General features: G+C 71.1%; 2 protein-coding genes. Both read left to right on the top strand.

Annotated elements, in window-relative coordinates; all coding sequences use genetic code 11:
- Positions 1-437: methyl-accepting chemotaxis protein (locus FZO89_RS18395; protein WP_262378797.1), on the top strand; the 437-nt coding region annotated here is incomplete at its 5' end.
- A 140-nt stretch (positions 438-577) separates the two neighbouring features.
- On the top strand, positions 578-1,769 hold a 1,192-nt coding region (locus tag FZO89_RS18390; RefSeq protein ID WP_149104921.1), incomplete at its 3' end, for a cache domain-containing protein.

Below are 1,769 nucleotides of genomic sequence, written 5' to 3'. Positions count from 1 at the left end.
ACGAGCTGGTCGACCAGGCCGGCCGCACCATGGGCGAGATCGTGACCAGCGTGAAGCGGGTGACCGACATCATCGCCGACATCTCGGCCGCCTCGCAGGAGCAGAGCGCGGGCATCGAGCAGGTCAATCAGGCGATCACCCAGATGGACGAGAGCACCCAGCAGAACGCGGCCCTGGTGGAAGAAGCCACGGCCGCGGCGCGCAGCATGGAGCAGCAGGCCGGGCAGCTGGTGCAGACGGTTGCGGTGTTCCGGGTCCAGGACGGGCAGGCGGCGCGCAGCGTTCGCAGCGAACCGGCCCCGGCGGCCTCGAGCGTGGTCGCCCTGCCCAAGCGGGCGCCCGCGGCTGCGCCGCGCGCCAAGCCCGCCGCGCGCAGTCGCGCCAAGGCGGCCCCCGCGGTCGCCGCCGAAGCCGCGGGCGAGTGGCAGGAGTTCTGATCCCCGGCCAGCCGGTGGATCGCGCGAGGGCGGCACGGGCCGCCCTCGCCTTTTTCGCGACTCTCCCTCCCCCGCCCAACATTTTCGGCGGTCGCGGCCGATAACGACGGCAACCCCGCTACCGCAGCCTGGATCCACCCATGTCGAACCTCCTCTCGCGCATCCGGATCTCCCACAAGCTCGGCCTGTTGACCCTGCTCGGCATCCTCGCCGTGCTGGTGGTGATGACCTTCGACCTCATCGGCGAGCGCAAGACCCTGATGGCGGAGAAGGAAGCCGCGACGCGCGACCTGGTGCAGTCGGCGGTCAGCCTGGTCGGCCACTACCACGCACGCGCGGAGCGCGGCGAACTGGGCGAGGACGAGGCCCGGACCGCGGCGATGGCGGCGGTGAAGACGCTGCGCTTCGGCAACGACGACTACTTCTGGATCAACGACATGCAGCCGCGGATGCTGATGCATCCGTTCAAGCCGGAGATGGACGGGACCGACCTGTCGGGCTTCGCCGATCCCAACGGCGTGCACCTGTTCGTCGAGGCGGTGGCGCGGGTCAAGGAGGGGGGCGGCGGCTTCATCCATTACGCCTGGCCCAAGCCGGGGGCGGACGAGCCGGTGGCGAAGGTGTCCTACGTGCAGGAGTTCGCGCCCTGGGGCTGGATCATCGGCTCGGGCATCTACGTCGACGACGTGCAGGCGGCCGTCTGGGCTTCGCTGCGCGCCGCGCTGGCCAAGCTGGCCGTGGTGCTGGCCCTGCTGATCGCCGCTTCGTGGGCACTGGCGCGTTCGATCACGCAGCCGATCGGCCGCGCCGTCGATGGCGCCCGCGCCCTGGCGCAGGGCCGGCTGGACGGCACGCTCGAGGCCCGCGGCACGGACGAGACCGCGCGCCTGCTCGAATCGCTACAGGGCATCCAGCACGTGCTGCAGCGCTTCTCGGGCGCGCAGGCGGAGATCGCCCGCCAGCACGCCGACGGCGCGATGAGCCACCGCATTCCCGCCGCGGACTTCCCCGGCGCCTACGGCACCATGGCCGAGGGCGTGAACGAGCTCGTGCAGTCGCACATCGACACCAACACCGCCACGATCGAGTTCGTCGGCACCTACGCCCGCGGCGACCTGTCGCGCGATTTCGAGCGCCTGCCGGGCGAGAAGGCGAAGATCACCGCCGCGATCGACGCGGTCAAGCAGTCGATGCTCGACACCAACGCCGAGGTCCGGCGGCTGGTCGAGGCGGCCGTGGCCGGCGACTTCTCCCAGCGCGGCGACAGCGCCCGCTTCGAGTTCGCCTATCGCGAGCTGATCGAGAACCTGAACCAGCTGATGTCCAGCGCCG

Origin of the sequence: Luteimonas viscosa, assembly GCF_008244685.1 — a bacterium.
GTDB classification, from domain to species: Bacteria; Pseudomonadota; Gammaproteobacteria; order Xanthomonadales; family Xanthomonadaceae; genus Luteimonas; species Luteimonas viscosa.
The sequence above is the reverse complement of the archived record's forward strand: the minus strand, read 5'-3'. Positions and strand labels throughout refer to the sequence as shown.